Annotated in this window: 21 protein-coding genes; 16 read left to right on the forward strand and 5 right to left on the reverse strand. The window is 52.4% G+C overall.

The window, feature by feature from the left end:
- The first annotated feature begins 99 nt into the window (after positions 1 to 99).
- From EDM59_RS26170 to EDM59_RS26180, 3 genes are read left to right on the forward strand one after another with little or no spacing between them, the layout of a single operon-like run.
- Positions 100 to 1,095: a FecCD family ABC transporter permease gene (locus EDM59_RS26170; RefSeq protein ID WP_122926355.1), complete on the forward strand. Its 996-nt coding sequence runs from the start codon at positions 100 to 102 to the stop codon at positions 1,093 to 1,095.
- Entirely contained in the window at positions 1,096 to 2,112 is a 1,017-nt protein-coding gene (locus EDM59_RS26175; RefSeq protein ID WP_122926356.1) for a FecCD family ABC transporter permease, read from the forward strand.
- A gap of 24 nt (positions 2,113 to 2,136) precedes the next feature.
- Entirely contained in the window at positions 2,137 to 3,078 is a 942-nt protein-coding gene (locus tag EDM59_RS26180; RefSeq protein ID WP_122926357.1) for an iron-hydroxamate ABC transporter substrate-binding protein, read from the forward strand.
- A 78-nt stretch (positions 3,079 to 3,156) separates the two neighbouring features.
- Here the strand turns inward: EDM59_RS26180 and EDM59_RS26185 are convergent, their stop codons facing one another.
- Positions 3,157 to 3,750 (reverse strand): TetR/AcrR family transcriptional regulator, encoded by a 594-nt coding sequence (locus tag EDM59_RS26185; RefSeq protein WP_246011252.1) that lies wholly within the window; start codon positions 3,748 to 3,750, stop codon positions 3,157 to 3,159.
- 341 nt (positions 3,751 to 4,091) lie between these two features.
- On the opposite strand from EDM59_RS26185, the gene EDM59_RS26190 reads away from it, so the two are divergent.
- The 6 genes from EDM59_RS26190 (at position 4,092) to EDM59_RS26215 (ending at position 11,308) form a co-directional block, all read left to right on the forward strand.
- Positions 4,092 to 4,832, forward strand: a complete 741-nt coding sequence (locus EDM59_RS26190) for a (Fe-S)-binding protein (protein WP_122926358.1) — start codon at positions 4,092 to 4,094, stop codon at positions 4,830 to 4,832.
- Positions 4,819 to 6,324: a LutB/LldF family L-lactate oxidation iron-sulfur protein gene (locus tag EDM59_RS26195; RefSeq protein WP_122926359.1), complete on the forward strand. Its 1,506-nt coding sequence runs from the start codon at positions 4,819 to 4,821 to the stop codon at positions 6,322 to 6,324. The genes EDM59_RS26190 and EDM59_RS26195 overlap by 14 nt, the downstream gene beginning before the upstream one ends.
- The gene (locus EDM59_RS26200) at positions 6,321 to 7,001 is read left to right on the forward strand and encodes a LutC/YkgG family protein (RefSeq protein WP_122926360.1); all 681 of its coding nucleotides are present in this window, start codon (positions 6,321 to 6,323) and stop codon (positions 6,999 to 7,001) included. The genes EDM59_RS26195 and EDM59_RS26200 overlap by 4 nt, the downstream gene beginning before the upstream one ends.
- Before the next feature lie 81 nt (positions 7,002 to 7,082).
- Complete coding sequence (locus EDM59_RS26205) at positions 7,083 to 7,799, forward strand: FadR/GntR family transcriptional regulator (protein ID WP_122926361.1); 717 nt, start codon at positions 7,083 to 7,085, stop codon at positions 7,797 to 7,799.
- Positions 7,800 to 7,923: 124 nt separating this feature from the next.
- Complete coding sequence (locus tag EDM59_RS26210) at positions 7,924 to 9,960, forward strand: transporter substrate-binding domain-containing protein (RefSeq protein ID WP_122926362.1); 2,037 nt, start codon at positions 7,924 to 7,926, stop codon at positions 9,958 to 9,960.
- Positions 9,938 to 11,308: a sigma-54-dependent transcriptional regulator gene (locus EDM59_RS26215; RefSeq protein ID WP_122926363.1), complete on the forward strand. Its 1,371-nt coding sequence runs from the start codon at positions 9,938 to 9,940 to the stop codon at positions 11,306 to 11,308. The genes EDM59_RS26210 and EDM59_RS26215 overlap by 23 nt, the downstream gene beginning before the upstream one ends.
- On the opposite strand, the gene EDM59_RS31235 is transcribed toward EDM59_RS26215, so the two are convergent.
- Positions 11,274 to 11,423, reverse strand: a complete 150-nt coding sequence (locus tag EDM59_RS31235) for a hypothetical protein (RefSeq protein ID WP_183193052.1) — start codon at positions 11,421 to 11,423, stop codon at positions 11,274 to 11,276. The genes EDM59_RS26215 and EDM59_RS31235 overlap by 35 nt on opposite strands.
- Before the next feature lie 117 nt (positions 11,424 to 11,540).
- Here EDM59_RS31235 and EDM59_RS26220 point away from each other — a divergent pair, with 117 nt between their 5' ends.
- The 7 genes from EDM59_RS26220 (at position 11,541) to EDM59_RS26250 (ending at position 19,013) form a co-directional block, all read left to right on the forward strand.
- The gene (locus EDM59_RS26220; protein ID WP_122926364.1) at positions 11,541 to 12,374 is read left to right on the forward strand and encodes a transporter substrate-binding domain-containing protein; all 834 of its coding nucleotides are present in this window, start codon (positions 11,541 to 11,543) and stop codon (positions 12,372 to 12,374) included.
- A gap of 23 nt (positions 12,375 to 12,397) precedes the next feature.
- A complete protein-coding gene (locus EDM59_RS26225) occupies positions 12,398 to 13,072 on the forward strand; it encodes an amino acid ABC transporter permease (protein WP_092271797.1) in 675 nt (224 codons plus the stop codon).
- Positions 13,072 to 13,830: an amino acid ABC transporter ATP-binding protein gene (locus tag EDM59_RS26230; RefSeq protein WP_122926365.1), complete on the forward strand. Its 759-nt coding sequence runs from the start codon at positions 13,072 to 13,074 to the stop codon at positions 13,828 to 13,830. Before EDM59_RS26225 ends, EDM59_RS26230 begins: the two co-directional genes overlap by 1 nt.
- Positions 13,831 to 13,847: 17 nt before the next feature.
- On the forward strand, positions 13,848 to 14,810 hold the full coding sequence (locus tag EDM59_RS26235; protein ID WP_122926366.1) for an agmatinase family protein: 963 nt from the start codon (positions 13,848 to 13,850) through the stop codon (positions 14,808 to 14,810).
- A gap of 212 nt (positions 14,811 to 15,022) precedes the next feature.
- The gene (gene efeO / locus EDM59_RS26240) at positions 15,023 to 15,919 is read left to right on the forward strand and encodes an iron uptake system protein EfeO (protein WP_122926367.1); all 897 of its coding nucleotides are present in this window, start codon (positions 15,023 to 15,025) and stop codon (positions 15,917 to 15,919) included.
- Between the two features lie 4 nt (positions 15,920 to 15,923).
- A complete protein-coding gene (gene efeB, locus EDM59_RS26245; RefSeq protein WP_122926368.1) occupies positions 15,924 to 17,207 on the forward strand; it encodes an iron uptake transporter deferrochelatase/peroxidase subunit in 1,284 nt (427 codons plus the stop codon).
- 18 nt (positions 17,208 to 17,225) lie between these two features.
- Positions 17,226 to 19,013 (forward strand): FTR1 family protein, encoded by a 1,788-nt coding sequence (locus EDM59_RS26250; protein WP_342769248.1) that lies wholly within the window; start codon positions 17,226 to 17,228, stop codon positions 19,011 to 19,013.
- Positions 19,014 to 19,135: 122 nt separating this feature from the next.
- On the opposite strand, the gene EDM59_RS26255 is transcribed toward EDM59_RS26250, so the two are convergent.
- The 3 genes from EDM59_RS26255 to EDM59_RS26265 form a co-directional block, all read right to left on the reverse strand.
- Positions 19,136 to 19,681 carry a phosphoribosyltransferase family protein gene (locus EDM59_RS26255; RefSeq protein WP_092271780.1) on the reverse strand — a complete coding sequence of 182 codons (546 nt, stop codon included), beginning with the start codon at positions 19,679 to 19,681 and terminating at the stop codon, positions 19,136 to 19,138.
- An 11-nt stretch (positions 19,682 to 19,692) separates the two neighbouring features.
- On the reverse strand, positions 19,693 to 20,754 hold the full coding sequence (locus tag EDM59_RS26260; RefSeq protein ID WP_122926370.1) for a solute carrier family 23 protein: 1,062 nt from the start codon (positions 20,752 to 20,754) through the stop codon (positions 19,693 to 19,695).
- 323 nt (positions 20,755 to 21,077) lie between these two features.
- Positions 21,078 to 22,928: an FtsX-like permease family protein gene (locus tag EDM59_RS26265; protein ID WP_122926371.1), complete on the reverse strand. Its 1,851-nt coding sequence runs from the start codon at positions 22,926 to 22,928 to the stop codon at positions 21,078 to 21,080.
- Positions 22,929 to 22,932: the final 4 nt, after the last annotated feature.

Consider the following 22,932-nt stretch of genomic DNA (forward strand, 5'->3'; position numbering starts at 1 on the left):
AGAAAAATCTTCATTTATGACATGTACGACCGCCGTCTTGGTTTTTACAATAGTTCCAAGAGATAATGATTCTCATTCTAATTCACAAGGACCACGCCTATGAAAGGAACCGTCTTTTCCACCGTATTCCTACTCGCCGTCGCTGCTCTGCTGATGTCCATGTTCCTGGCCATCTCTTACGGCGCGAAAGAGATTACGCTCTCAACCGTATGGACCACGCTGATCAACTACGATCCGTCTGACACCAGCCACCAAATCATTCACGAGCTGCGTCTGCCTCGTGTGCTTGGTGCTGCCCTGATCGGTGCCGCTTTCGCAGTGGCTGGAGCTCTGATGCAAGGTGTGACCCGAAATCCTCTCGCAGACGCAGGCATTTTGGGCGTCAATGCAGGAGCGACTTTTGTCGTGGCACTCAGCTTTGCCTTTTTTCCCAATTTGCCCTACTCCTGGCTGATGGTTGTCTCGTTTCTTGGCGCGGTGATGAGCACGGTGTTTATCTTTTTGCTCGGGTCGTCTACACCGGGCGGACTGACCCCCTTGCGCCTGACCGTCGCTGGTTCCGTCGTAGCCGCCCTGCTCCACTCGCTCAGCTCGGGGATCGCGATCTATTTTGAGCTGAGTCAGGATCTGGCCTTCTGGTATGCAGGTGGTCTGGCAGGGATCAAGTGGATGCATCTGCAGTGGTTAACTCCCGTGATCCTCTTGACGTTTCTGTGGACTCCGCTTCTTGGGCGCTCGATTTCTGCCATGGCCCTGGGAAACGATGTTGCGAGCAATCTGGGCATCAAGACCAAGCGGGTACAAGTCATCGCCATCCTCGTGTCAGTGATTCTGGCCGGTGTCTCCGTATCCGCAGTCGGCTCCATCGGCTTTGTCGGACTCGTCATTCCTCATATGGCACGCAAGCTGGTGGGTGTGGATTACCGTTTGATCGTTCCACTCTCCGCAGTCATGGGGGCCGTCCTGCTCGTACTCGCTGATCTGGGTGCACGGATGGTCAATCCACCGAAGGAGCTTGCCATCAGTGTCATGGTAGCGATGGTCGGTGTTCCCTTTTTCCTCTATCTCGCGCGTCGGGAAAGGGGGAGCTACTAAATGAACCAGCAAGAAATCGCTAGGAAAAAACGAGTCCTGCACGTAGGGATCTGGCTGATTCTGATCTGCGTTTGCGTCATTTTGTACAGCCTGCATACAGGTTCGATCCGTCTCTCCCCTTATGAGGTGCTTCGGACGCTGGCAGGTTTAGGCAGTGAGGACGATTCCCTGGTATTGTTCGAGTATCGTCTGCCGCGAATCGTGATCACGATTTTGGCTGGGATGGGACTCGGTATTTCAGGTGCCATCCTCCAGGGGCTCTATCGGAATTCGCTTGCCGATCCCGGCGTGCTGGGACTTCATGCGGGTGCCGCTTTTGGATTGGTCGTGTTCGTCAGCTTCTTCCGTTCCCTGGAAGGGATGATTTCGCTCGTCCTGCCCTTGTTCACGTTCGCGGGTGCCGTCTTGGTCGCTGTGCTGATCGTGCTGCTCGCGTACGACCGCCATAAAGGGGTGCTTCCCATCCGTCTGATTCTCGTCGGGATTGCGCTCGCTGCCGGTTTCAGCGCCATTACTTTGTTCCTCTCCCTGCGGCTGGACGAAGGAACGTACGCTTTTGCCGCCAGATGGCTTGCCGGTAATGTCTGGGGAAGAGAGTGGGCAAACGTCCTCGCCCTGTTGCCGTGGATTGTCCTTCTCGTCCCTTATGCATGGCTCCAATCCAAGGTTTTGGACGCTTTGCTGCTCGGCGATGAAGTGGCAACCAGCATCGGGGCACCTGTACAGCGTAAACGTTTTTTGTTGATGGGTACTGCCGTAGCGCTCGCGAGCGTAAGCGTCTCGATGGCAGGCGGCGTTGGCTTTATCGGACTTGCCGCCCCTCATCTCGCGCGTAGACTGGTTGGCCCCCTGCACCAGTACATGCTCCCGATTGCCGGACTAATCGGTGTGGTTATTCTCGTGGCGGCGGACACGATCGGACGCTCGATCTTCCAGCCCAATGCGATTCCTGCCGGCGTCGTCGTCGCAGCTGTCGGCGCCCCGTATTTTCTATATTTGTTGGCAAAAACAAAATAATTTTGGATAGGTAGAGGATAAACGATGAAAAAATTAATGATTACCGCCATGAGCATTCTTTCTCTGCTCACCGTAGCCGCTTGCGGCCAATCTGCTCCCCAGCAAAGCGCACCTGCACAAAATGCTCCCGCTGCCAGTGCACCTGCTGCAACGGAAGCCCCAAAATCAGGAGCTGACCAAAAAATCGCTTCTATGTCCATTCACTTGACCAACAACCTGCTGGCATTGGGCATTACGCCTGTTGGTTCTGTCATCGGCGGAGACGTCAAAGCCTTTTTGCCTCACGTAGCAGACCGCCTCAAGGATACAAAGCCGCTGGGAGTCGTGACCGATCCTGACATGGAAGCCGTGCTCGCCCTAAAACCTGACGTCATTTACCTGGACGAGGCTTACTCGGGAAAAGACGTAGCCAAATTTGAAAAGATCGCTCCTACCCATGTTTTCAACCTGGATGAGGGGACATGGAGAGATACGCTGAAGAAGACCGGGGCGCTCGTAAAACGCGAAGCAGAGGCGGAGACGTTCATTGCCGACTACGAAGAGCAGACCAAGCACGTAAAAGAACTCATTCACGACAAGCTCGGCGATGGAGCAAAGGTCATGGCCATCCGTGTAACCGCCAAGGAGCTGCGCGTTTTTGGCATGAAGCGCCCGATGGGGCCGATCCTGTTTGAAGATCTCGGCTTGCAGCCAGCCAATGGCGTAGAAAAAATTGACAAAGCCTACGAGGTCATTTCTCAGGAAGTCTTGCCTGACTTTGATGCAGATGCGATTTTCGTGGTAGTCAACGCGGGTGACGAAGCCAAAAAGGTGTACGATCAGCTGCAGGCCAATCCACTCTGGCAAGGCCTGAAAGCCGTGAAAAAGAATCAGATCTACACCATTGGCGCACAGCCTTGGCTGGATTACTCAGCGATCGGAAACAAGATGGCGATGGATGAAGCGGAAGCTTTCTTTAAAAAATAATCCTCTATAGGAAAAGCCTTGCCTCTCGCGTGCTTTGTGAGGGCAAGGCTTTTTTCGATTCGAGACTAGCACCAGCTTTTAAAATGCAACACCGTGTCTATCCCTTACACCGTATCCTTCGAGTAAGACCCGGAAAATCATCTCGCTCCATTCGGCATTCTCAATGGTCTTGTTCTTCGGAATCTGGATCGACTGAAAAAGCAGGCTTGCCACCAGACTGCTCGGAATATCTTGGCGGATCGATCCCGCTTCTTTGCAAGCGTCGATCACCTCTGTCAGCACACGGGTCAACGTATGGTGCTGCTGACGCAAGGTGACAAGGTCTTTTTTGACGCTCGGGGAAGACTCGCCGTTCACGAATGGTGCAAACAGCAAGATCTGATGAAGATGTGCGTATTTCATAAACGAGTCGAAGATCCTTCTCAGCTTTTCCAGAGGCTCAGAAATGCGGTCAAGTCCCTCGTATTCCGCCATGATCGTATCCATAAGATGAACCATCAAGGAAGCGATCAGCTCGTCCTTGTTGGAAAAATATTCGTAAATGGTGCTTCGACTCACATTGAGTTGATCGGATACCAGTTTAAAATGAAAGCCTGCATAGCCCTTTTCGACCAGAATTTTCCCTGTCACCGCATACAGCTCATTGATGTTCATTTTTTGTTTGGCCATCATCAACGCCCTCTTTACCCACTTTTCCGATGCACGGTTCTGACATTCGAATATGACCAGTGTACACTAGAAAACTTGGCTTAGCCAAGCTTTTGGGCTGAGCCTTAGTTGCACTTGTACTGGTTAAGAACCTCTCGTTCTTACTGTACTAGAAAACTTGGCTTAGCCAAGCTTTTGGGCTGAGCCTTAGTTGCACTTGTACTGGCTAAGATCCCTTGGTTCTTACTGTACTAGAAAACTTGGCTTAGCCATGCCTATCCCTCCTCCCCATTATCTGACTATTCATTCTCCAACATGTATGATAAGCTGATAAGTATAAAAATACCAATCGAGAAGGTGGATCCGTGAAAGTCTCCCTCTTTATCACCTGTTTGAGCGATGCCCTCTATCCACGCGTAGGGGAAGCCATGGTTCGCATTTTAGCTCGCTACGGCGTACAGGTCCATTTTCCGGAAGCGCAAACCTGTTGTGGTCAGCCTGCTTTCAACAGCGGCTATTGGGAAGAAGCGAGGACATCTGCCCTGACCTTGATCCACGCATTTGCCGACAGTGATTACGTCATTTCTCCCTCCGGCTCCTGTACAGGCATGATTCACCATTACTACCCCAAGCTGTTTGAAAATGACCCCCAGCTGCTCGCGAAAGCCAATGCGCTTCGGGAAAAGACGTACGAATTTACCCAATTTCTCGTCAACGTCCTGGGGGTTACCGATCTTGGCGCTGTCTTCCCGCACAAGGTCACTTACCATCCTTCCTGCCATGGAAGCCGACTGCTCGGAATCAAGCAAGAGCCTTTGCAACTGATGGAACAGGTACAGGGTCTGGATCTGGTTCCGCTGCCTTTCGCTGAGGATTGCTGCGGCTTCGGCGGTACCTTCGCAGTGAAAATGAGTGACATCAGCGGGGCGATGGTCACGGAAAAAGCGGACCATGTACTCGAGACGGAAGCAGAAGTATTGGTCGGACTGGATCTCGGCTGTCTGATGAACATCTCCGGCAATCTGCGCTTCCGCGGAAAGCCTGTGCGGGTGATGCATCTGGCAGAGCTGCTGTACGAAGGGATGATGGCAAATGAGCACCAGTAAAGGGGTATCTGTCACGGAACGGGCCAAAGTGGCGCTAAACGATGAATTTTTGCGAAATGCCGTCAAGTACACCACTGAGAAGCTGCGAGATGGCAAAAGACAAGCATCGAGCGAGCAGGGAAACTGGGAGGAATGGCGTGAGCGTGGGCGGCAAATCCGGCTGCACACCATCGCCCATCTGGACTACTACCTGAACCAGTTCATCGAGAACGCGAAAGCCAATGGCGTGCAGGTCCATTTCGCTGCAACCGCCGCCGAGGCCGCCAGCATCACGCTCGGGATCGCACAAAAACGGCAGGCACGTACCGTCGTCAAATCCAAATCCATGGTTTCCGAGGAAGTTCATATCAACGAAACGCTGGAAAAAGAGGGCATGGAATCGATTGAAACCGATTTGGGTGAATACATCATCCAGCTGGCACACGAAATGCCTTCTCATATCATCATTCCCGCCATCCATAAAAACCGGGAGCAAATCGCAGAGCTTTTGTCCAAGGAGGCAGGGGAGACTCTACCGCCCGACACCACCATCCTCGCCGGATTTGTCCGCAAAAAGCTGCGCGAGAAGTTCCTCGAGGCAGACATCGGTATGACCGGCTGCAACTTTGCGATCGCAGAGAGCGGCTCCATCGTCCTGTTTGAAAACGAAGGAAATGCGCGCATGGTCAGTACGGTCCCGAAGACTCAAATCACTTTGATGGGGATGGAGCGCATTATCCCGACGTGGGACGATCTCGAGGTCATGGCGACTTTGCTCCCTCGCTCGGCAACCGGCCAGAAGCTGACGGTCTATATGTCCGGCATCAGCGGACCCAGGCGGGAAGCAGATAGCGACGGCCCCGAAGAAATGCACATCATCATCGTCGACAACGGACGCTCCTTGCAGCTGGGCGACCCCGATTTTCAGGAGCTGCTGAACTGCATCCGCTGCGGTGCCTGCCTCAACGCTTGCCCGGTATACCGGCAGATCGGCGGACACTCCTACGGCGGGCCATACAGCGGGCCGATCGGAGCGGTACTCAAGCCGGCGCTGCAAAAAAACGTCGCGGAGTGGGATGACATCGCAAATGCCTCCAGCCTGTGCGGCGCCTGCTATGAGGCGTGTCCTGTGAAAATTCCCCTCCACGATATGCTCGTGTACCTGCGCAATCGCAAAGTAAAAGAGGGACATAAAGCAGCCGAGGAAAGCATCGGCATGAAGGGCTATGCTTATATCATGGCCAATCCGAAGCGTCTGCGCCGTGTACTTAGGCTCGGCCGAGTAGGGCAAAAGCTGCTGCTGACAGACAATGTGATCAAAGCAAAAATCGGTCCGTTGAAGGGCTGGAATCAATACCGTCATACACCCGGACTGCCTGCCCAGTCGTTCCGCGAGCAATGGCGTACGCTCGATCTGGAGCTGCAACAGACTCGCAGGGAAATGGACGAGACGATCAAGGCACGGCTGGAAAAGGAACGAACCCAACGTGGAAAAGGGGGCTCACACTCATGAGTGAACAACAGCAGGCTTTCATCCAAATGATCTCCAACCGCTTGGGACGTCCGATGCCCACAGAAAAGCCGCCGCATCCTTTCAAAGGTGCACCTGCCTTCTGGAAAACGTACGAGCTGGATCTCGAGCAGCGCATCGAGCTATTCCGTGACAACTGGGCAAAGGCAGGGGGGCACTCCCACCGCTTCAGCACGATGGCAGAAGTCAAGCCGTTCATCGTCGATCATGCACAGTCACTGAAAGCCCGTCAAATCCTGCAGCAAAACCAGCCGGAGCTTTTGGCCCTGCGCCTCAAGGAGCAGCTTCCCACCTGCCAAGTGACGACGTGGAGTCCGGGCAATCGGGACGAGCTGATCTCGCAGGCAGCCAGTGCCGATATCGGAATCGCGCTGGTGGATCAAGCAGTCGCACATACGGGCAGCATCGTCGTCACGTCCTCTGGCAACACGGGTCGATCCGTTAGCCTCCTCCCTACTGTTTTTATCGCGATCATCCCCCTGGAGCGATTGAAGACACGACTGGGTGAGGCCTTAGCCTCCTTTGACGGACGGCCACGCAAGCAATTTCCCGCAGGCATTCACTTCATCTCCGGTCCCAGCCGTTCTGCGGATATCGAGAACGATCTGACTATCGGCGTTCACGGACCTGGTATCGTCTTTGCCCTGCTGGTCGGATAAAGGCCACTTTGCCCCCACCTCCCTGCCTGGCTTTGTATGCTACAATGTTGCTATTCAAAAGGAATGTACAGGAGTGTCGAGATGGACCTTTCAAAGCTGGCCAAGAAAAATCATTATGAGCATATCATCGAGCAAATCAAAGAGCTCATTCTCAGCGGAGGGCTTGCACCCGGGGATAAGCTTCCCTCCACCAAGGAGCTCTCGGAACAGTTCGGTGTAGGACGTTCTACAACGCGCGAAGCCTTGAGTGCCTTGAAAGCCATGGGGCTCATCGATATTCGCCAGGGTGGCAACTGCACGGTCAAAAGCACTTCCCTCCCGTCCCCGACACTGCTTCCTGACCTTCAGCCCTTGCTCGCCAACAGACAAACCATTCTGGAGCTTCTGGAAGTGCGAAAATCTCTGGAGGTTTCCCATGTAGCCATCGCCGCCGTCAAACGCGATGAACAGGACTTGCTCCTGCTCGAGCAGATTTTGACAGAAATGTCCCAGCATATGGGCAACGAAGAGGTTGGCGAAAGCACGGATCTGCGCTTTCACTCTACGCTCGCACGCTCTACCCACAACTCGATTATGGTTCAGCTGTTTGAAACGATCGCATCGCAGCTGGAGCTGGTGATCCGCGAGACACGCAGGGTAGAAATTTATGCGAACCAGGCTGTCTCCCAGCAGTTTTACGAGGAGCACCGGGCTATTTTTCAAGCTCTGAAAGATCAGGATGCCCATTTGGCGCAGGCTCGCATGAAGGATCATCTGCAGCATGTCGAAGGAATATTACTTCGCTATCTCCAAGCGTAATCACAGCGTTATACCGGGCTGTCCGCTCCTGCGGATGGCCTTTTTGCATTTCTACGTGCTTGTTTTTCGTTCAACAACACTTTATCCTTTTCAACAATAAGAATCGTGAACGGCGGTGCATGAGATGCTTCACCTAAAAAAAGCAGGGATCGGCGTACTGGCAGGACTTTTGCTGCTGCTCCTCATGGGCATGACGGTCCCCAGCGAAGTCCAGCAGGATAAAGTCATCCGTATCGCAGGTGACAACAACTTCCCCCCTTTTGAATACTTCGGCTCGTCCGGCGTCTTCAGCGGATTTAACGTCGACATCATGAACGCCATCTCCATCGAGACCGGCATGCGGATTGAATTTGTTCCTCTGCCCTGGAACGAAGCTCTCGAAGCGCTGCGCGACGGACAGGTCGATGCCATACAAGGCATGAAATACAGTCCGGCTCGTGACAAAGTATACGATTTCTCCACCCCTTACTTTTTAAGCTCGCAGGGAATCTTTGTCCGCAAAGAAAACATGCACATCTTTGAGCTCGGCGATCTGAACGGTCGAAAGGTGTCCATCCAAAAAGGGGACATCGCCATCGACCAGCTGCGGGATCATCGCCTCATCCAGTTTATCGAGACAGACAGCCAGGAAGAAGCCGTACAGCTGCTCCTGGACGGACAGGTAGATGCATTCGTAGGAAATCGCATCACGGGTCAGTACTTTCTGCAGAAAAACAACCAGCAAGGCCAAATCAAAATCGTAGGCGATCCGATTAATCCCACCGACTATGGTGTGGCTGTCCTCCCGAAGAACGCGCCGCTTTTGACTGAGATCAACAAGGCGATATCCAAAATCAAGCAAAATGGCACCTACGACAAAATCGAGCGCAAATGGTTTGGCGAATACATCATGCCCAGCACGCTGAATATGGAGCGTCTGCGCCTTTATCTCGAGTGGGGCTCTGGCATCGGCCTTTTAATCGTCATGGGAATCCTATGGTGGAACCGCATGCTCAAAAGGGAAGTCAAAAGGCGTACGGCTCAAATTCATACCATCAACCGCCAATTGGAAGAAAAGATGACGCTTCTCGAGGAAAACGTACAGTTTCAGCAGCAGCTGCTCAATAGCACGTACAGCTTTTACGTGACGTTGAACCAGTCGGGCAAAATCTTTTTGATGAACAGCAAAGCAGTGCATTTCCTGCAAGTGAAGCACCCTCTTATCGGCATGCCGATGAACGGAACGATTCTTGCAGAGTTTATTCCTGAGAGCCAGGTCGACGATGTGCTGCGGGAGGGCAGCACGTATCTGGAGCAGGAGATCATCTGGGAGCAGCACGTGGACGGGCAGGCCAAACAGCTGGTGATCCGGTATAATATTTTCCCTATTTTCAACAAAGCAAAGGAAATCACAGGCGTCATCATCAACTTCCAGGATGTGACCAAGCAAAAGGATATGGATAAAAAGCTGGAGAGCGAGCACAGACTTCGTTCATTGGGACAGCTCATTTTGGGCATCGCCCACGAGATTCGCAATCCGCTGACGTCCATTCTCACGTATACGCAGCTTTTGCCAACCAAGTTTGACAACCCGAAATTCCGTGATTTCTTCGCCCAGCAAGTGCCCAACGAGATTTTGCGGCTCAACGATCTGGTGAACGACCTGCTGGAGTATGCACGTCCCAAGCCGCCAAACCCGTCTCGCTTCCGTGCGGATGAACTGATGGAGGCAGTGCTTGCTTTGTGCAGCCAAAAAATCAAAGAAAAAAACATTCGCGTAACCACGAGCTTACCGTCTAAGCTGTGCATCGTAGCTGACGTCAATCAGACCAAGCAGATCTGGATCAACATTGTGCTCAACGCCATTGAATCCATGGACGAGCAAGGAAAGCTGGACATTCGCGGTTATTTTGAAGGGCAAATGGGTGTCATCGAAGTAGCCGATAACGGCCATGGCATGTCTCCTGAGGACAAATACCGCATTTTCGAGCCGTTTTTCAGTACCAAAGCCAACGGGGTAGGACTCGGGCTGTCGATCACCTACCAATTGCTCAAAGAGAACGGCGGCACCATCGACCTGACCAGTCAGCTTGGTCACGGGACTACCATGATCATTCGCTTGCCTATGCCACAGGATGAAAGAGAAGGGGGTGGCTCCTTTGCACCATCTATTCGTTATTGATGATGAACCAGCGATCTGTCAGTCACTTGAGTTTGCCCTGGAGGAAAAGTATCACGTCAACACGTTTACCGATCCAGAAGCAGCTCTCGCGCATCTGCAGCAAGTCGAAGTAGCGCTCGTCCTGTTAGACTTAAAAATCGGCGCGCATGACGGGACCGAAGTGCTCAAGGAAATCAAGCGCCTCTCCCCAGACACTGTCGTGATTATGATGACCGCCTTTGGAAGCATCTCTTCCTCCGTAGAAGCCATGCGGCACGGTGCGTTTTACTATTTGACCAAGCCCTTGATGATGGACGAGCTGGACATTCTGCTCTCCAAAGCGGAAGAGTTCTACCAGCTGCAAACGCGCGTCAAATGGCTGAGTGAAGAGCTCGACAAGCTATCCGACAACTCCGGTCTGATCGGAAGCAGCAAAGCCATGCAGCAGACGCTGGATTTGATCGACAAGGTCAAAGATATCGATTCCAGCGTCTTGATCAACGGCGAAAGCGGCACGGGCAAAGAAATTGTCGCCCGCGCGATTCACTACCAGGGGCGACGCAGAAACAAGCGGTTTCAGGCGGTCAACTGCGCTGCCATCCCCGATAATTTGCTGGAATCAGAGCTGTTCGGCTATGAAAAGGGAGCCTTTACGGGAGCTATGCAAAGCAAACCGGGACAATTCGTGCTGGCAGACGGCGGAACGATCTTTCTCGATGAGATTGGCGAAATGGACATGTCCCTGCAAAGCAAGCTGCTGCGTGTCATCCAGGAGCGAACCGTAACACCTCTGGGGGGACTGGAAGAGAAAGCCATCCATGTGCGGATCATCGCCGCGACCAATCGGGACCTGTGGAAGGAAGTAAAGGCGAACCGGTTTCGCGAGGATTTGTACTACCGGCTCAACGTCATCCCGATCCAGCTCGCACCGCTGCGTGATCGAGAAGGGGACGTCCCGTTGCTCGTGCACTATTTCATCAAGAAAATCAGCGAGCGCATGGGCAAACCGATCGACGGCATCTCGCAGGAGGCGCTCCAGGTGCTGGAGAGCTACGATTTTCCCGGCAACATCCGAGAGCTGCAAAACATCGTGGAACGGGCGATTGCCCTCACCAGCTCGCCATTGATCGAAAAGCGGGATTTGCCAAAGGATCTGCACAGCACGCAGCCCAAGCAAGTCACGGGCAAGCAAAAGCTGATCCCCATCTACGTAGGAGAAACCCTTGAGCAGATCGAGAAAAAAGCGATCCGGCACACCTTGGCCCACCTGGAGGGAAATCGCCGGAAAACCGCACAAATGCTGGACATGGGCGAGCGGACGCTGCGGGATAAACTCAAAAAATATCAAGAAGAGCAAGACGACGAATAGGCAAAGCGGCAGAAATCGCCGGCGGCAAAATCCGCAGGGCGGCAATTTCTGCCGCTTTTTTTGTGTTTTCTGAATTTGGCAGGTTCGACTCATTTGGTTCAGCAAATGGCTTCACACAGCCTTCTTTCTTCGTTCGTTGTACCTTTTTGTCGAGTTTTGTATCTTTGGCATGATTTTTGAATATAGGTAGTATTCGAAATTACTAAAAAGAATTCATAGGGGGTACACATCGATGAAAGGATTTCGTAAAGGATTGTTTTCTCTCTGTGCGCTATTGATTTCCGGTGCGCTCATCGCTGGCTGCGGTTCCAAACCTGCCGAACAACCAGCAGCATCAGGTAATGGCGGTACAGCCGCAGCAGCGCCTACGGATGAAGTGCTGCAAAAAATCAAGGACACCAAAACCTTGTTGGTGGGAACCGACGCTACTTTCCAGCCATTTGAATACAAAAATGCGCAAAACGAATACGAGGGCTTCGACATCGAGCTGGTGAAGGCTGTTGCCGCTGAGCTCGGAGCTGAGAAAGTAGAATTCGTAGACACCGACTTCAAAGGTCTGATCCCAGGACTGCAAGGCAAGAAGTTCGACATGATCGTATCCGCCATGTACATCACGGATGAGCGCAAGCAGACGATCGACTTCTCCCAGCCTTATTACCCAGGCGGTTTGACGATCATGGTGAAAAACGACAATGACACCATCAAAGGTGCGGAGGACTTGAAAGGCAAAAAAGTAGCCGTCCAGATCGGTACCAAGTCTGCCAAGTTCCTGAAAGAGAAATACCCAGAAGCGAAGCTCGTCGAAGTAGAGAAAAACGTAGAGATGTTCCTCGAGCTGGAAAGCAACCGCGTAGACGCAGTCGTAACGGGAATGCCTGCAGCCAAGGTTTACGCGAAGCAAAGCCAAAAGGTCAAAGTCCTCGATGTAGAGCTGACGCAAGAATACTACGGCTACGGCGTTCGCAAGGAAAACAAGGAGTTTGTCGTTGCTCTCGATAAAGCTCTGAAAACGTTGAAAGAAAACGGCAAGCAAGACGAAATCGTAAAAAAATGGTTTGGTGAATAACGACAACATCAGGAGGTGCACCAATGGCGCTTGATTTCATGGTGATTTTTGAAGACAACAACTTAATTGCGCTTCTGGAAGGGCTATGGGTTACGGTTTCGATGACTTTCATGGCACTGATTCTAAGTGCGGTTCTGGGACTGATCATTGGTCTTGGAAGGATGTCCAAGCAAAAATGGATATCTGTACTCTGCTCCTGGTATCTGGCATGGTTTCGCGGAACACCGCTGTTGGTGCAGCTCATGATTCTCTACTACGGCTTGGCGATTGGCATGCAAGTGGATTTGAGTGCATCGGTAGCAGGGGTACTCGGATTGGGGATGTACAGCGCAGCCTACGTATCGGAAATCGTGCGCGGAGCGATTCAATCCATCGACAAAGGACAGATGGAGGCAGGGCGTTCCCTCGGGATGAGCCATGGCAAGACGATGCTGAAGGTTATTTTGCCGCAAGCCGTGCGCCGCATGCTGCCACCGCTGTGTAACGAGTTTATCGCGTTGACCAAGAACTCTTCCCTTTTGTCCGTCATTACGGTATCTGAATTGATGCGCGCAGGCAATCTGATCGTATCGAACAATTTCCGTTACTTTGAGATTTACATCGGCATTGCCGTTCTGTATTTCCTCGTCAACTACTCCATCTCCGTCATCATCGGTCGACTGGAGCGCAAATTGAGTGTAGAGGGGGCGCGTGCCTAATGATCTCGGTGAAACGAATCCATAAATCTTACGGTAAGCTGCATGTTCTAAAGGATGTCAGCCTCAACGTGGAGCAGGGCGAGGTCGTCGTAATGATTGGACCTAGCGGCTCCGGCAAAAGCACCTTGCTCCGCTGCATGAACTATCTGGAACAAATTCAAGAGGGCTCCATCGAAATTGAAGGAAAGCCGATCGGATTGATTCAAAAGAACGGAAAGCTCGTAGAAATGCCGCAGAAGGAGCTGGACAAAGTCCGCTCCGAAGTGGGGATGGTGTTTCAAAACTTTAATCTGTTCCCCCACGTGAGCGTATTGGAAAACGTCATGATGGCGCCGATGACCGTGAAAAAAACCAAGCGCGAGGAAGCAGAAAAGCTGGCTCGCGAGCTGCTGCGCAAGGTTGGACTAGCCGAAAAGGCAGACATGTATCCCGACCAACTCTCTGGCGGACAAAAGCAGCGTGTAGCCATCGCCCGCGCTTTGGCGATGGAGCCAAAGGTCATGCTGTTTGACGAGCCTACCTCTGCGCTCGACCCCGAATTGGTGGGAGAAGTGCTGACCGTCATGAAGCAGCTGGCTGCCGAAGGAATGACGATGGTGGTCGTTACGCACGAGATGGGCTTTGCCCGTGAAGTGGCAGACCGCGTCGTCGTCATGGATGGCGGGACACTGATTGAGGACGGGACACCGGAAAAAATCTTCACAGCGCCCGATCAGCCTCGCACCCAAGCGTTCCTGAGCAAAGTGTTATCTCATTAATAAAAGGAGGACATCCCATGTTTTCATATCTGACGCAGCCTCCCTTTCGATTTACCCAAGGAAAAGGCGATCCGTACGTAACTCGTCTGTCCGAGTGGGTCGAGCCGTCCTATCAGCCCGGCGAAGCCTATGATTTTGCCATTATCGGCGTGCCGCTCTCGAAAAGCTCGATCAGCTTTTCCGGCGCGCATGCCCATCCGCTGCAATTTCGTCAGCTGTTAAGCTCCTTTACGACCTATAATTTCGACGAGGATGTAGACCTTGCTACCTTGCGTGCCGTCGATTTGGGCGATGTGGCCATGCATGTGACGGATATCGCCTGCTGCCAGCAAAACATCGAGTCAGCCTTGCAGGAAGTTACGTCCAATGTCTCCGCGCTCCCAATCATCGTAGGCGGTGACCACTCGATTACCTATCGGGCAATCACAGGAATCAAACGAGCCAAGCCGCAGCGAATCGGCCTCATCCAGTTTGACGCTCATCTGGATGTGCGGGACACCCACTACGGCGGCACCTCCAATGGAACTCCGATGCGCAGCTTGATGGAGTCTGAGGTGATCCGCGGAGAAGATATCGTCACGATCGGTCTGCGCAGCTTCGCGAACTCCCGTGAGTACCGCCAGTATGCGGAAGACAAAGGGATGACACTGATTACAGCCAATCAAGTCAGACAGCGCGGCATCGAAGCCGTCGTCACAGAAGCCCTTCGCTACCTGGAGGCAAAATGTGATGCCATCTATATTACCTTCGATGTCGACGTCATGGATCAGTCGACAGTACCTGGTGTTCCTGCCATCGGACCAGCTGGCCTGTCCTCTGTCGATTTGCTTTATGCCGCCCATACAGTCGGCAAATCGTCCAAGGTCATTGCCATGGACATGGTGTGCGTCGATCCTACCAAGGATGTCCGGGACATGACTTCCCGAGTAGCACTGCACCTATTCTTGCATTTTGCAACCGGGTATCACCAACGAAAATAGTTTGCTAGCTCTGCCTTTGGCCATCGTTTATGCGATGGCTTTTCTATTGGACTCTTCTTGGTTTTTCCAGCCAGCAAGACCCATATCAAATTTTTCACAAAAACTATTGCAAACTTCGAAAGAAAGGAGTAAGTTTTTTGTAATTGATAATGATTTTTATTCTCGGTATATAAGCAATCATTTATATGCTACGTTAAGGGGATGTTTTTCAGATGAGTAGTAAGAAATGGGTTTATCCTTTGAGTGCAGTTGTGTTGGGCTCTTCTTTGATGCTGTCCGCGTGCGGAAACGCCGAAACAGCAAAAACAGAGATAAAACCGGAAGCCGCTCAACCAGCACAGCCAGCTGCTAGCAATGCGACGGCTCCAGCTGCTACGAATGCACCCGATTTGAAAGCTTCTATCGACCAGTATCAAAAATGGGTGATCGATCAAACCGATCTGCTGGTGAAATCGACAGAGGAATTCACCAACGCCGTGAAAGCAGGCGATATGGAAAAGGCAAAACAACTGTATGCTCCAGCGCGTGCTTACTATGAAAAAATCGAACCGATCGCAGAATCGCTCGGCGACTTTGACCCTTGGATCGATGCTCGCGAAGGCGATGTACCCGATAACGAATGGCGCGGTTATCACAAGCTGGAAAAAGCACTGTGGGAAACCAAATCCGTTGCCGATCAAGGCCCAGTCGCGGATCAGCTGCTTCAGGACGTCAAACAGCTGCGCGTGAAAGTAGAGAGCGTAGAGATCGACGTGAAAATGCTCGTGACCGGTGCTGTTGAGCTGCTCAACGAAGTATCGACCAGCAAAGTAACCGGAGAAGAAGAACGTTACTCCCGTACGGATATGTACGATTTCGCCGCAAACGTAGAGGGCGCAAACGAAATCTTCAAAGTGCTGAAATCCTCCGTAGAAGCGAAGGACGCTGCTCTGGCAACCGAAATCGAGACTCGCTTTAAAGCGCTTGACGATGAAATTGCTCCTCATCGCAAAGGCGACGGCTTCGTCCTCTATAACGAAATCAAAGAAGAACAGGTGAAAAAACTCAGTCAAGCATTGGATGCCCTGGCAGAACCTCTTTCCAAAATGGGAACTATCGTAGGAGGCTAACCGGATGGATACCAAACGTCTCGAAGACATTGCGAACAAGAAGATGACACGACGGGACGCTCTGAAGCTTGCAGGAGTTGGAGGAATGGGACTCTTGGTAGGTGCTGGCGGCGTGGGGGCTATCATGCAGCCAAAATCCCCCGCTACGAATACAGCTACTTCCACTGGTACGGGTGCTGTAAACGGGATCGTTCCCTTTTACGGAAAGCATCAATCCGGAATCATTACACCTATGCAGGACTTTATCTGCATGGGTGCTTTTGATTTAACGGCTACCGATATAGCTGACGTACGCAAGCTGTTCCAGAGCTGGACCGCAGCATCCGCACGCATGACGGAAGGGAAAGGCGTAGATGACGAAAGCGACAATCCTCACCTTCCCCCTGTAGATACGGGTGAAAGCATCGGACTTGACCCGATGCGCATGACCATTACCTTTGGACTCGGTGCTTCTTTCTTTGATGACCGATTTGGCTTGTCGAGCAAACGACCGGCTCCTTTGGTCGATATGCCCCATTTTAACAGCGATGATATTCGCAAAGAATGGGAAGGCGGAGACATCGTCGTCCAGGTCTGTGCCAATGATCCGCAGGTCGCCTTTCACGCCATCCGTAATCTGGCGCGGATCGCCCGTGGAAAAGCAGTGCTTCGCTGGGTGCAGGATGGCTTCCAGCGGACGAGCGCATCAGACCCGGCAGGCTCTACTCCTCGCAATCTGATGGGCTTCAAGGACGGCTCGAACAACCCGAAGGTAAGCGACCCCGCAGCCGCAGACGAAATCGTATGGGCACAGTCCTCTGACGATCCGTCCTGGATGGCTGGCGGCTCCTACATGGTGATGAGAAGAATCCGCATGCGCATTGAGATCTGGGACCGCTCCTCCCTCGACGATCAGGAGAGCACCTTTGGCCGCCACCGCCAATCTGGCGCACCGCTGGGCAAAACCGGGGAATTCGACGATTTGGAGCTGCACCGCAAAGACAGCAACGGAAATCTCATCGTCCCTTCTACCTCTCATGTCGCGCTGGCCAACATGGAAGGCAAAGTGAAAATTTTGCGTCGCGGCTATTCGTACTCGAGCGGAATGGATCCAAAGACGGGCCAGCTCGATGCTGGACTGTTGTTCGTATGCTTCAACCGCGATCCTCGCAAGCAATTCATTCCGATGCAGCAGAAGCTGGCAGCCGCAGACCAGCTCAATGAATACATCACACACGTCGGCAGCGGACTGTTTGCCTGTCTTCCCGGTGCGAGCGAAGGCGGATACATCGGAGACACGTTATTTTAATTTCCCATCAAGGATGGAGTGAACACCTTGAAACGCTACCTGTTGATTATCTGTATGTCCTTGCTGCTCTTCGCGTCGGGTCTCTCCGGCGTTCAGGCAGCACCGCTGCAGGCTGACCAGTTGAAGCAGATGATTGCCTTCTCCAGCGATGCCCTGATCAGCAGCGGGGACCAGAACTGGGACGAAGCCAAAAAGGCCGTTGCCAGCATGAAGACTCTCTGGGCTGCCAATGACGAAAGCTCCGCTGAAGCCGAGTCGCTCACGGCTGCCTTGACCGAAGCCGATCAGGCTCTTACGAAGGTCGAGGCTGACCCGCAAGCAGCAAAAGCCGCGATCTCCCAGCTCGCGAAGGCGGCAGACCGCTACGTCACATCCAAGGAAGATTCGGGTAAGCCCAAGGAAAAGGCCCACAAGCAGATCGGCGCCCTTCTCCCGCTTTTGCAGGACAGTATGAAGGCTGTAGCTGCTGGTGACGGTGCCGCTGCCAAGAAAGCCTACAACAGCTTCGTTAATGGCTGGTACAAAGCGGAAAACCTGGTACGGGCGGAAAACCCTCAGGTGTACGGCGACATGGAAGTCAAAATCAGCGGTGCACGGATTGCGCTGAATACCGAGCCACCTGATCCAGTCAAAAGCAAGGTAAAGCTGCAGGAGCTGGTCACAGCCGTCGAGAACTACCTCGCCGGGAAAACAGTTGTAAGTGCCGCACCGGCTTCTGGAGATCAGCCGTCCATCTCCTCCCTATTGGAGCTCTTGGACTCCGTTTCTGCCGATATCCAGAATCAGCAGGCCGATAACGCAGCCGCCAAGATGGATACCTTTATCTCGACTTGGCCGTCTGTGGAAGGCGTCGTCATGACGAAATCACCTGCAACCTATAGCAGTATCGAGACGAAGATGGTATCCGTTCCGACGCTGATTCTGTCCAGCCCTCCCAACTGGGAAAAGGCCGCTGCGTACATCGCGGAGATGAAGACCGAGCTGCAGCCATTTGCTGTCTCCTCTTCCTACACCGCTTGGGATGCAGGACTGATTTTGTTCCGCGAAGGTCTGGAAGCCATTTTGATCATCGTGTCTCTGCTGACATTCCTGAACCGCTCCGGCAATGAAGACAAGCGCAAATGGATCTGGTCCGGAGCCGCAGTAGGGGTCATTGGATCGGCTCTCCTCGCCATTGTGCTCAGCATCGTCTTTTCCAACCTGTCTACCGGCAGCTCTCGGGAGACAATCGAAGGCATTACCGGCATCATCGCTGTGCTGTTCATGCTGACCATCGGTGCTTGGCTGCATAAGAAGTCCAATCTGCAAGCGTGGAGCCGTTTTGTGGAAAAAACGATTGGCGAGTCGCTCGCAAAAGGCACGCTGTGGTCGCTCAGCTTTACGGCTTTTCTCGCGGTCATTCGCGAAGGGGCAGAGACCATTATCTTTTACATGGGGATGGCGGCTACGATCCGCATGACCGACCTTTTTATCGGAATTGGCGGAGCTCTGGTCGTGCTTGCGATTATCGGTTTTGCCATTATCAAGCTGAGCGCTCGCATTCCGATTCGTCCGTTTTTCCTGATCGCGAGCCTTTTGCTCTACTACATGGCATTCAAATTTATCGGTGCGAGCATTCATGCCCTGCAGGTGACAGGCAGTCTGGCTGCTCACAGCTCCGACCACCTGCTCGACGCTCCATCGCTCGGCATCTATGCAAACTGGGAAACGACGATCCCGCAGCTGATCGTTTTGGTTGTCGTCCTGATCAACTTCCTGCGCCACACACGAAAACGGACAGTCAAGCCACTGCCGCAAATCAACTGATCGAAAAGATCGTACTCGTACAAAAAAACCGCAGCCTGGGAGGATATGATACGCTTCCCCATGCTGCGGTTTTTCCTTTGTCGTTATGAAGTCCTTCGTGGGAATGAAGCTTCTTGATCCGTCTATTTATGAGGAAACAGCGGAAGCTCTTGCAGGAACAGAATATCCGTACGCGCCGCCGCATCGCCTTCAGCCAGGATAGCTGCTCGCGCCACGACCTCGCCGCCTGCTTGTACCACCAAGTCTTCGATGGCTTTCAGCGATTTGCCCGTGCTGATCACATCATCGATGATGGCGACTCGCTTTCCTTTGATCTCGCGGGCATCCGCCCCATCCAGACACAGAACCTGTTTTTTCTGCGTGGTAATGGAGAACACTTCGTTGACCAACGGCTGATCCATGTACGGCTTGATGCTTTTCCGTGCAACATAGTACTTCTTCAGGTTGAGCAAGCGCGCTATTTCATAGACGAGCGGAATCCCTTTTGCCTCTGCCGTAATCAGTACATCAACCTCGGGGAGCTTTTCAACTAACAGAGGAGCCGCCGCCGCTACGATCTGGGCATCTCCGAGAATGACAAAGCTCGCGATGCTCAAATCTTCCGCTACCGGCAGAATCGGCAGCTCACGGGTGACTCCCGCTACTTCCAGCTTATAGGTTTTCTCCATGTTACACCCTCCTACATTCCAAATAGACTAATCAACGCTCTCATCAGCAGGCCAGCCAGCATGCCGAAGAACGGGTCTGAAATCGCGGTAACGACCATCGTCATCCCGCCTACCAGACCGGAGGAAGCGTCTGCGCCAGTCAAAGCAGCAGTCGCGTTCCCTGGAACCGTGACGATCGCACCCAGAACGAACAAGAAGCCGGAAATCGATTCACTTGGGATATAACGGCCGATTTTGGGCAGCAAGCCTGCAAACAGAATCGCAGCCATCAGTACCATCATCAAAACACCGGAAGCAACTGGATGCGGCGCACCTGAGGTAGCGGAAATAATCGCCTCTACCGGGGCACCGCCAAACAACGCAGATACCATGTCCGCCACGCTGCTGATGACGCTGAGCGTATCGATGTTTACATCCGTCTTGGCAATTTCTCCATTAATTTGTCCAAAGGCAATATTCGCCCCGATGTTGAGACAGACCATCGCCATCGCTCCACGCAGGATGGCAGGAGAGAACGTCAACTTCTGCAGCTTCAGACGATCATTGGCTACCGGTTGGATCGCACTGCCTTGTTTCAGAATCAAAGAGACCACGCTGGACAAAATGACGGAAACCGTAACGGTGTAAACCAGATCCTTCGTCAAAAAATACGTCAAAAGTCCGGTTGCCATCGACGTGGCACCGACTGCCATATTATTCCGAGCCATGTCCCAGGATACTCGAGCCAGCATGATTCCTACACCTGCCATCATGCCGTTCGTAATGACCGGACCGATAAAGTCGACAATTCTCTCTAAAAAGCCGAACAGACCAATAATCGTCATGATGATACCGCCCACAAAAATCATGGAGAGCCGTTCCTTCATACTCTTACCGATTGTTCCCGCAAGCGTAATCGTTTCAGCCTGATAGGAAACGACAGCTACTGATCCTGTGACAGCGTTCCCTGCGGCACCGACCAAGAAAGCCAATGCAGTAGGAACGGATGCAAAGCCGAGGGACAGAGCCAGCAGCCCTTGCGGCAAACCGTTCAGTACCACGCTAAGCGCCGCGATAATATCCTTCCATTCCATTTTCTTTTCCCCTTTTCCAATCGAGCGATTATACAAAAAAATTCTCACGGGTTAAGTTATCATAATATCCGATCTATTTCAATTGAAATTTCTATTATTTTTCGTGTTTTGACTATATCGCAGCATGGTAAGTTGGCTAACTTTCGTTTATAAATGCCAATTGCGAACATTTCCCCTTCATGGGCAAAGCATTATACGTGCCAATATACTCGTTCTTTATAAAAAATTCTCACGCACGATCGTAAGAATCCTTTCCATTCCAACTTGTTCACGCAAAAAAGCATGTGCAGGATCATACGATCTCACACATGCTTTCGCTTTGGTTACGCTTCTTTTGGCAGTACAATTCCGCGGTAGAGCTGAACAGTAATCCCATAATAGACAGCGTAGATGAGTGCGAAAATCAGCGTCGGTATCCATAACTGGACGTAAGGCTCAAGCAGAATAACCGAGAACATTTTCATACCTACCCATACATGCAAAAGTCCCATCAAGGCCGGGAAAATAAATACGAGGAACAGCTCCTTGTAAATCGAGCCGACCAGCCAGGACTTGCGTACTCCGATCTTGCGCAGCATCTGATACCGCCCGCGATCCCGAGTCGCTCCGGAAAGAATTTTGAACATCAGGCAGCTCGCCATCATGGCGAGGAACGCAATTCCCAGGAAGAAGCCCATGAACATCGTTCCGCTCGTAAATGCGTACAGACTCTCGTACATCCCGTATTTGGTCATGAGCGTGCCCTCTTCCTCGGAGGACATCTGCCCGATCTGACGCTGCTGCATGGCTTTTAACTGTGGCTTGTACTTTAGAAAATCATCGACCTTTGCGAGCAGCAGTGTGTGCTCATCGCCTTTCATCGCAGCGAAGGTCGCCTGATCTACGATTTGTATCTGTTTATCTCCAAGCATCGAGTAACTGGAGATGAACTCATTTCGGATGGCCTGCTCCCACTGTTCTGGAAGCGGCTCGCTATCCTTTCCGCTGGTAGAGGAAAGGGAGGCAGGCAGCTGTGCAGAGACGCGGATCGGTTGGCTATCCCGACGGTACTCCTTCATACTGTTGCTTGAGATGAGCGGCGGATGTGCGAGCAAATCCTCTTTGACATAGGAAATGGCGTTGTCGTCTATTTTATAGCGGTACGTGAGCTGCTCCTCGACCGCCATCGATTTCAGAGCCTCCGCATCTTCTAGAGAGGGATCCTGCAGCGTGACATCGTAGACGCGAGCGACGTTTGCGATCAGGGCGACATTGTTTTGGAATGCCAGTCCACCTGCCATGGCGCCTACCCCGAGGGCGATCAGCATGGCGACAGTTGCCAGCACCTTTGTCAGGTTGTTGACGCGAAAATGCAGCTGAGCGAGCGTAAACGCATTGAGCTTTTGATCGTTCAGCTTTTGATTTTGCTTGAGCAGCTTCATGAAAGCAGGCAACAAGGCAATGAACAACAGGTACGTCCCTACTGTAGTCGCTACAGCACCGACAAGCAGTCCGAGTGCCAGCAGCTCCTTCATGTGAATCAGCGCGTAATAGCCCACTGCCACGAGAGCGAGCCCAAACACGGCTGCCAGTACCGTACCGACTCCGATCGCTTTCACACGGTCGTGCTGCTGCTCGGAACGAATGAGGTCCAGCTCGGTAGCTCGCGCCAGGCGAACCGCATTTACTGTAGAGGTGATCAAAAACAGCACTGTGAAAAATCCGCCTGTCATCAGCAAAGCTGGTGTGTAGAATGGCTGGTAGCCCGCAGCTGAGATATCCAGCTGATCCATCAGCAGCGATCCGATCCCACCGGCAAGCCCGATACCTGCCAAGCTTCCCACGATCAGCGAAAGGATCCCCACAGCCAGCGTTTCCAAAAACAGAATTTGGCTGATCTTCCCCCGTTTCGCTCCCAAAACCCGATACATCCCCAGCTCTTTTCGTCTGAGCGAAAGCAAAAAGGAATTGGCGTAAAAAATGTAAAAGATCGTGATGAACGCCAGTAAAAATGCACCCACATTAAAAACCAGCTGAATCGAGCTGATTACGGAGTTTTCCTTAGTAAACTCGCTGTTGAGCGCAAGGGTCTGAAACATGTAAAAAACCGAGATGGAGATGACCAGCCCGATAAGCAGAACCAGGTAGTCCTTCAACATTTTGCGCATACTCGATAGCGATAGCTTCAGTAACATCGTT

This window comes from Brevibacillus nitrificans (assembly GCF_003710965.1).
Taxonomy (GTDB): Bacteria; Bacillota; Bacilli; order Brevibacillales; family Brevibacillaceae; genus Brevibacillus; species Brevibacillus centrosporus.